This is a genomic window from Candidatus Neomarinimicrobiota bacterium (genome assembly GCA_022567655.1).
Classification (GTDB): domain Bacteria; phylum Fidelibacterota; class SORT01; order SORT01; family SORT01; genus JADFGO01.
The window spans coordinates 1-7,929 of record JADFGO010000095.1 but is presented as its reverse complement, the minus strand read 5'-3'; the positions used below and the strand labels follow the sequence as shown (position 1 = coordinate 7,929).

The 7,929-nt window shown below is 47.0% G+C and carries 9 protein-coding genes; 7 read left to right on the top strand and 2 right to left on the bottom strand.

The window, feature by feature from the left end; genetic code table 11:
• The coding region (locus tag IID12_08855; protein MCH8289198.1) for a PhzF family phenazine biosynthesis isomerase at positions 1-544 on the top strand (544 nt) is incomplete at its 5' end.
• 59 nt (positions 545-603) lie between these two features.
• Here IID12_08855 and IID12_08850 read toward each other — a convergent pair.
• Complete coding sequence (locus IID12_08850; protein ID MCH8289197.1) at positions 604-1,110, bottom strand: methylated-DNA--[protein]-cysteine S-methyltransferase; 507 nt, start codon at positions 1,108-1,110, stop codon at positions 604-606.
• 37 nt (positions 1,111-1,147) lie between these two features.
• Positions 1,148-1,669: a methylphosphotriester-DNA--protein-cysteine methyltransferase family protein gene (locus IID12_08845; GenBank protein MCH8289196.1), complete on the bottom strand. Its 522-nt coding sequence runs from the start codon at positions 1,667-1,669 to the stop codon at positions 1,148-1,150.
• Between the two features lie 176 nt (positions 1,670-1,845).
• On the opposite strand from IID12_08845, the gene IID12_08840 reads away from it, so the two are divergent.
• The 6 genes from IID12_08840 to IID12_08815 all read left to right on the top strand — a co-directional run bounded on the left by IID12_08840 (position 1,846) and on the right by IID12_08815 (position 7,421).
• Positions 1,846-2,325 carry a GNAT family N-acetyltransferase gene (locus IID12_08840; GenBank protein ID MCH8289195.1) on the top strand — a complete coding sequence of 160 codons (480 nt, stop codon included), beginning with the start codon at positions 1,846-1,848 and terminating at the stop codon, positions 2,323-2,325.
• 19 nt (positions 2,326-2,344) lie between these two features.
• Positions 2,345-3,502, top strand: a complete 1,158-nt coding sequence (locus tag IID12_08835; GenBank protein ID MCH8289194.1) for a hypothetical protein — start codon at positions 2,345-2,347, stop codon at positions 3,500-3,502.
• Positions 3,503-3,514: 12 nt separating this feature from the next.
• Positions 3,515-4,234 (top strand): ABC transporter ATP-binding protein, encoded by a 720-nt coding sequence (locus tag IID12_08830; protein ID MCH8289193.1) that lies wholly within the window; start codon positions 3,515-3,517, stop codon positions 4,232-4,234.
• The gene (locus IID12_08825) at positions 4,234-5,406 is read left to right on the top strand and encodes an FtsX-like permease family protein (protein ID MCH8289192.1); all 1,173 of its coding nucleotides are present in this window, start codon (positions 4,234-4,236) and stop codon (positions 5,404-5,406) included. Before IID12_08830 ends, IID12_08825 begins: the two co-directional genes overlap by 1 nt.
• Positions 5,407-6,675 carry an ABC transporter permease gene (locus IID12_08820; protein MCH8289191.1) on the top strand — a complete coding sequence of 423 codons (1,269 nt, stop codon included), beginning with the start codon at positions 5,407-5,409 and terminating at the stop codon, positions 6,673-6,675.
• Positions 6,676-6,779: 104 nt separating this feature from the next.
• Entirely contained in the window at positions 6,780-7,421 is a 642-nt protein-coding gene (locus IID12_08815; protein MCH8289190.1) for an outer membrane lipoprotein-sorting protein, read from the top strand.
• The last annotated feature ends 508 nt before the right edge of the window (positions 7,422-7,929 follow it).

Genomic DNA, 7,929 nt, shown 5'->3' with positions numbered 1-7,929 from the left:
AAAAGTTGAGATTTCGGATATTCTCGACAGGGATGTGACGGAGGAAATTCTGTCCGCGTTTGGTATCAGTTCATCTGATTTATATGAGAATTGTCCGGTTCAGATAGTGTCGACTGGTGGACCGAAAGTCATGCTCGGATTACAGAGTTCGGAGCTGTTGAATTCTCTGGAACCATCTCTGCCCCGGTTAAAAGAAATCAGCAAAGCAATTAATTGTCCCGCTTATTTCTCTTTTACATTCGATACAGGACGAGAAGATATATTGACAACAGCGCGAATGTTTGCGCCTGCCATCGGTATAAACGAGGATCCTGTTACAGGAAACGGGAACGGTCCGCTCGGAGCGTATTTAGTTCACAACAGGCTCGTCGAACATGACGGGAAGGAATTCAGGTTCAGGGGAGAGCAGGGAGTGGCAATGGGCCGCCCCGGATACGTAGATGTCGTTGTTGAAATATCGGATGGCGAGCCGGAAAAAGTAAAAGTAAGCGGAAGAGCACTGACCGTTTTCACAACGGAAATAACGCTTGATGACATAATATGATTGAGCCGGCGGAGTTCTAATTCAGTGAGAGAAGTACCTGATCCGGCATTCAGTTTCATCTACATATTATAAGAGCAGATCGGCGTCAGCCCCTTATATCTTGAGAAGCTGCTGCTTTCAAGTTCGAGGAGCTGTTTCTTACGCCAGAGCCCTCCCCCATAGCCATGCAGGTTTCCGCCGGATTCAATTACCCGGTGACAGGGGATTAAAATAGATAAATAATTCGCCCCGTTTGCCCTGCCGACCGCACGAGAGGCGCCGGGCTTTCCAATCTTATGGGCGATCTCACCATAGCTCCGGGTCTCACCGTAGGGTATCTTCTCCAATTGATTCCAGACATCCATTTCAAACGCCGTACCCGAGACGTCGATCCTGACACTGAATTGCTTTAGCGACCTGTAAAAATAATCATCAAGTTGAGATTGCAGTTTAAGAAGGTGTCCGGAAATCCCCTGAACAAGGTCTTTCTTATACCGTTTCCGTACGCGGGACAATATATGTTCAACCCCGCCCCGGTCATGCCATTCCAGAAAACATACTCCTTCATCCGTAGCACCGCCGATCATCTCGCCTAAAGGGCTTTGCAAGTTCGAATAGATTATTTTATCGGTCGGCATGAATCTCTCCCGGGGAAGTTCCGAATTCTTTCAGAAAGGCATCGCGGAACCCGCTGAACGATTCGAATCCGCTCTCGAAACAGGCCGTGAGATAGTCATTGCCGTCTTCGAGTAATTCTCTCGCGTATTTTAGACGAATCTTTCTGTGAAACGCCAACGGAGTCGAATCGAGATGGATCTTGAAATACCTCCGAACGGTGGAAATGTTTGTACCTGTCATATCCATAAGCAGATTTTCATTCAATTTTTCACCGCGCCGGGTTTTCATGAAGTTTATCACTGCCGGCAGCCATTCAGGAAGCACATCGGGGTAGCGTTCGGATTTGCACCGTTTACAACCGCGAAGACCGGCTGCAATGGCTTCTTCCCGTGTGTTAAAAAAGACGACGTTTCCGAGTTTGGGAAGTTTGGCTTTACATGAAGGAAGACAGTAAATCCCGGTAGTCAAAACCCCAACGTAAAACTTTCCGTCATAGGACGGATCGGACTCTCTCATCGTGTTGACCATCTGACCGTATCTCGGTAAATTCATGAGAAAAATATAGTGTGCAGACGAAATAGTGTCTACCGATTTTCGTGCAAGGAACTGAAAATTTCAGCGCTTAAATTGCTATTGAATGCCGTAAATGATACTTTAGCGGGGCGCAATTTCGTGAGAAACTGCCTAACCGGAAAACTTTACGAATGAACTTACCCGACGATGTAGAGGTCGAAACTTTCGATGAGAGATATGCGGCTGATTTTAAGCGGCTGAACTTGGAATGGATCGAAATGTATTTCAAAGTGGAGGATTTTGACAAGAAACATCTTAATAACCCCCGTGAATATATCATAGAGCCCGGAGGTGAAATTTATTTTGTAGTTGAGGACGGTAAAGTCAAAGGCGCATGCGCTCTAATATTTCATGAAGAGGGCGTATATGAGATCGCAAAAATGGCTGTTGACGCTGACTCAAGAGGGAAGGGCTACGGTAATCTGCTGATGGAAGCATCGATAGAAGGCGCTCGTGAAAAAGGCGCGGACAAAATATTGATCGTTTCAAATACGATATTAGAACCTGCAATAAATTTATATAAGAAATACGGATTTCAGACAAAGCGCCTCGGTCAGAACCCTGATTACGAAAGGGGAAATATCGAAATGCAGCTAGATCTGAAACATTGAATAAACCGGAGAGTGGTTATTGCAGCATAATCGGATAATAGGGGGAAAATCTGTCTGCATTTTTCTGGGTGTTTTAATTTTCTCTTCGTCAGGCTATCCCCAGCAGTGGGATTTACGGGGTCAATTATCCTTTAGCGTTAATGCCTCAAACGACCCGTCAGCAGAACGCTCTAATATCGATCAACTTATCGGTTACATACCGACCCTATCGGTTTATCCCGAGCAGAGTCTGTTCGAAGGAATTGATTTCGAGGCTGCATTAAATTTGAACGTTCAGTTCGATGGATTCTTCGGGAGTGGAAATAAGGGAACAGATGGAAGCAGCGAATTTCATCGACTCTGGGTACGTTACAGTTCTGAATCGGTCGAGTTCAGATATGGTCTACAGAAGATAGCGTTCGGACCCGGATTGATTCTCAGACCGCTCAGGTGGTTCGACAGTTTAGACCCAAAGGACCCTACGGGGCAGACCGATGCGGTGACGTCAGCGCGTTTCCGGTATTTCGGTAAGCATGATGTTACGTATTGGGGGTGGGCTGTCCATCCGGAGAATTCTGAATTGTTCTCACCGGGAGGGCGGATCGAGTTACCGGTTCCGGTTGTGGGGGAGCTGGGGCTGACATACCATCATCGCCCCGGTTACGAAGGAGACAAGATTCCTGACAATTCCGGGATGCCGTTTGTGCATCAGTCGTCTCAGGAAGACAGGTATGGCATAGACATACGTGCCGACGTTGTAATCGGGATATGGGCGGAAGCTGTTGTTGCAAAGTCGTCAGGGGGAAATCCTTTTTATCGTATTGACCGCAGCGTTTACATGATAGGCGGAGATTATACGCTATCTGTTGGAAATGGACTTTATCTATTAGCGGAACATATGTTCGACAGGGTCGAATCAAAGTTTCTGAGGACCCAATTCAACAGGGAGTTTACGGCATTCATGATGAATTATCCGATTGGAATATTCGATCAGGTTGCTTTAATTTTTGAATACGATTGGGACGGGGAAAGGATGTTTAATTTTTTAAAAATATCGAGAACTTACGATAATTTAACGGTGAATTTGATACTGTTCGACAACCCGAAACGGGATGAGTTCACCGAGGTTGAGCTTTCGGGAGCCGGAAACGCCGGCTTCGGTACGGGTTTTCAGGCTGTATTAGTATACAATCATTGATGGAGCAACCGAATGGCGAATGAAAATATCGTTGAGATCGTCGATCTTGTAAAGGATTTCCCGATTGCGAATAGATCTTTCAGGGCGCTGAAAGGGATAACGACAAATATCAGAGCAGGTGAATTCACGGGGCTTGTAGGTCCTTCCGGATCCGGGAAAACAACGTTGCTGAATATAATCGGCGGTCTTGATTCACCGACCGAGGGGTCGGTAAGCGTGCTGGGCGCGCCGCTAAAAGGGAAATCAAATAAGGAACTCGCGGATTTACGGAGAACAGGCATCGGGTTCATATTTCAGGGTTACAACTTACTCCCTGTTTACACCGTTTATGAAAACGTAGAATTTCCACTACTGCTCTTAGACATGGATTCTGAAAATAGAGACAGATTGGTCAGAGAGGCTATCGAATGGGTAGACCTGCCTGACAAAATCAAATCACGTCCCGCACAGCTGAGCGGGGGCGAAAGCCAGCGGGTAGCAATAGCGCGCTCAATAGTAAAGCGCCCGCCGATGGTGATAGCCGACGAGCCGACGGCAAATTTGGACGCTAAGAACTCTCACAGAATAATGAAAATACTATTGAAACTTAACAAAGAATTAGGCACTACGTTCATCTTTGCCACGCACGATGAAAAGGTAATGGGATACCTGTCAAGAATATTGAATCTCGTGGATGGCAAGATCGAAAGCGACGACCGGATAGAGAGTCCCGAATTTGTGGAGAACAACTGATGGTCACTCTCAAGTTGGCGGTTAAAAACCTGCTCGGCGCCGGCATGCGAACCTGGCTCAACGTAATCGTTACATCGTTTTCGTTTACAGTCATAATATTTTTTAACGCGATGTACGACGGAATGAGAGAAGATTCAAAACGGATAATGCTCGACACGGAAGTAGCTGGCGGGCAGCAGTGGCATCCTGAATACGATCAGTTCGATCCGCTGACCATAGAGGATAGTCATGGTGAGATCCCTGCTGATCTGCTTAAATATGTGGAGAGTGGAGAGGCAATGCCGGTTCTTATCAGACAGGCGACTTTCTACATGAACGGCAGAAGTTCCGTTGGTACATTTAAAGGAATAAATCCTCATCAAGAGACGGTAAGGATGCCGGTGCAGGCTTTAAGTACGTATAACGGAAGTTATATTCCTGCAATAATCGGCAGCGGAATGGCGAAAAAAACCGGTTTGGAAAAGGGGAGCGTGTTCACAGTCAGATGGCTCGATGCAATGGGCACATATGATGCTGACGAATTCGAGGTGGCGGAGGTAATTCAGCTTGACAATTTTCGGCTGGATAGGGGGCAAATCTGGCTCTCGCTCGAGAAAATGCGGGAGCTGCTCCGGATGCCGGGAGAGGCAACCTATGTTGTAATGAACACGGATTATGCACATGAATCGGGATTGAATGAGTGGATTTACAGGGATATCGGATATTTTTTGAAGGACATAGATGCTGCGATCGAAGCTGACAAGGTATGGGCTAATACTATTTTTGGATTGCTTCTTATCATGGCGGGACTGGGGATATTCAACTCGCAGGTTCTTTCGATATTTCGCCGTAAAAAGGAGATCGGCACATACATGGCTCTGGGTATGACGAGAAATCGAGTGATAGGCCTGTTTACCCTTGAGGGTGGACTGCACAGTGTATTCGCGCTCTTCGTAGGGGCGCTGTACGGAACGCCGCTCTTTTATTATCTTGCGACCAGGGGAATATCGTTACCTTACGGAGACGAGGCGGGAGTAGTCAGCAGCGGCAGTCTATATCCCGTTTTCGGAGGAGAATTGATCTTAGGCACAACACTGCTTGTCGCCGGTATCGTAACCGTTGTGAGTTTTCTGCCGACCCGAAAAATAGCTAAAATGACACCCACGGAAGCGCTGCGGGGAAAGATAAACTAAATGATCGGGTTTTTATTAAAAGGCGTAGTCAGAGACAAAATAAGGAGTGTTTTCAGTTTGATAGTCATATTTCTCGGTGTGACGTTCTCTGTTATGATGGTAGGGCTGATGGCGGGAATATTTAACGATTTCATCCGCGCAAATGCCATGCTGGATGCCGGTCACCTGAAGATCATGACCCGCGCTTACGATGAACTGAGCGATATGGCTCCGAACGATCTTGCGATAATCGGCGTTGATTCACTGCTCGACGACTTGAATCAACGGTATCCCGATATCCTCTGGACACCGAGAATAAAATTGGGCGGTCTGATCGACGTGCCGGACGAAAATGGTGAGACCAAAGTGCAATCGCCCGCCTTGGGTCTCGGGATCGATCTGCTTTCGCAGGGTTCGAGGCAGGCGGACCTAACGGGTATTTCGAAATCTCTCGTACGCGGGAGGCTGCCGGAGTCACCGGAAGAAGCTCTGTTGAGCGACAGGTTCGCACTGAAGCTCGGAGTTGAACCGGGAGATATCGTAACTCTTGTCGGATCGACAATGTGGGGTAGTCTAACCACATTCAATTTCAAAATATCCGGTACGCTCCACTTCGGGATTCCCGTAATGGACAGGAGTGCCTTTGTTGTCGATATTGAAGGGGCGCGCATGGCTCTTGATATGGATGATGCCGCTTCGGAAATACTCGGAATATTCAGAGATGAACTCTACCACGTCGAACGCAGCGGGTTCGTTAAAAGTGAGTTCCTGACTCGTCAACGGACAGGCGAGTTCGGGTTTTTGATGATACAGCTAAGGGACCAAAACGACATCGGTTTGATTATGGACAGAGCGAACATCTATATAGCGTTCATCGTCGGCATCTTTGTTTTTCTCGTCGTGCTCGTGGTATGGAACTTCGGCCTGATGAACGGACTCCGGCGATACGGCGAGATCGGGATTCGGCTCGCAATGGGAGAAACGAAAGGACACGTCTTCCGAACTCTGTTAATCGAATCTGCGATAATCGGCGTCATAGGAACGATACTCGGCATGATAGGCGGATTATCGATAGTGTATTATCTTCAGGAAGTCGGAATAGATTATTCTGATCTGATGGAAGGATATAATATGCTGATCTCCGGTGTGATGAGAGCGCAGATCACACAAGGAACATTATATGTGGGAATCATTCCGGGTATATTCGCTTCGATGCTGGGAACAGCGTTGGCAGGAAGAGGGATATACAAGAGGGAGCTTTCGCAGCTCTTTAAGGAGTTGGAAACTTGAAAAAATATTTTGTGGTTTTTCTTTTGCAGTCAAGTTATGCGGTTTTTTTATCAGCCCAAACGCAGCCGGATGCCGGTGAGATAATTAGGGCAGTCGACAGAAACATGTCAGCGAAGACAACAATACTTGAAAGCAAGATGATAGTACACGGTAGAAGGGCGAGTAGAACAATTTCATCAAGATCGTGGATGTTAGGACGGGATAAGGCTTTTACCGAATACCTCGCGCCGGCTCGTGAAAAAGGCACAAAGATGCTTAAAATAAAAAACAACATGTGGACCTACTCCCCGCAAACAGATCGGATTATTCAGATATCGGGGCATATGCTTCGACAGTCCGTCATGGGTTCCGACCTTTCATACGAAGACATGATGGAAGACCCCAAATTGTATGACGATTATGAATCCACGATAGTAGATCAAGAATCTATCGACGGCAAAGATTGCTGGGTTATCTTACTCAGTGCGAGGCGGGATGGACTGGCGTATAATTCAAGAAAGGTGTGGATAGACAAAGAACGAATGATACCGCTGCGGGAAGAGCTCTTCGCAAAAAGCGGAAAATTGATCAAGTCCTTAAGCATAAAGGAGATAATGCAGATAGGTGACAGGTGGTACCCGAAAGTATGGGTGTTTAAGGATGAATTGAAATCAAACAGCAGGGGAACAGAATGGGTGATACTGAAGGTGGAATTTGACAAGCATATTCCGGAAAGCCGTTTTTCAAAATCAGCCTTGAGAAAATGAATTTAAACTATTACCGTCATGCTGAGCGCTCCGGGGAGCCTCTGGTGAGGGAGACGAAGCATAATATGAAAGAGTTATACCCTTCGACTTCCCGCCTGACATTCGTCGGGCGGGCGCTCAGGGTGACGGAGGTTTTGTAGGCGCGGGTTTGAGACTCGCCGCATATTTAAGGAGGGTTAATAGTAGTCCCGCTATAAGGAACAGATTTGCAGGATGCGCTCATTTGTCCGGGACTCTTCGTCCCGAAGCTTCGGGAATCAGAGTGACACATAGAGTGCGAGTCAGCGCCACCGCTTTCAGCGAGACTTCGCTCGCCATGACCGCGCTCAAATAACACCTAGATAGTCTCTATACTATTAGTAAAATGGAAAATATTAGTGAGTTGTATGAGATAGCCCAGCCATTTATGGCTGGGCTAATGAAGAGGAATTTACATGGCGACTATCACCCTGATTCACCTGATATTTTGGGGGAAGTTCAGGCTTTATCTTTCCGCTTGATGATTGCG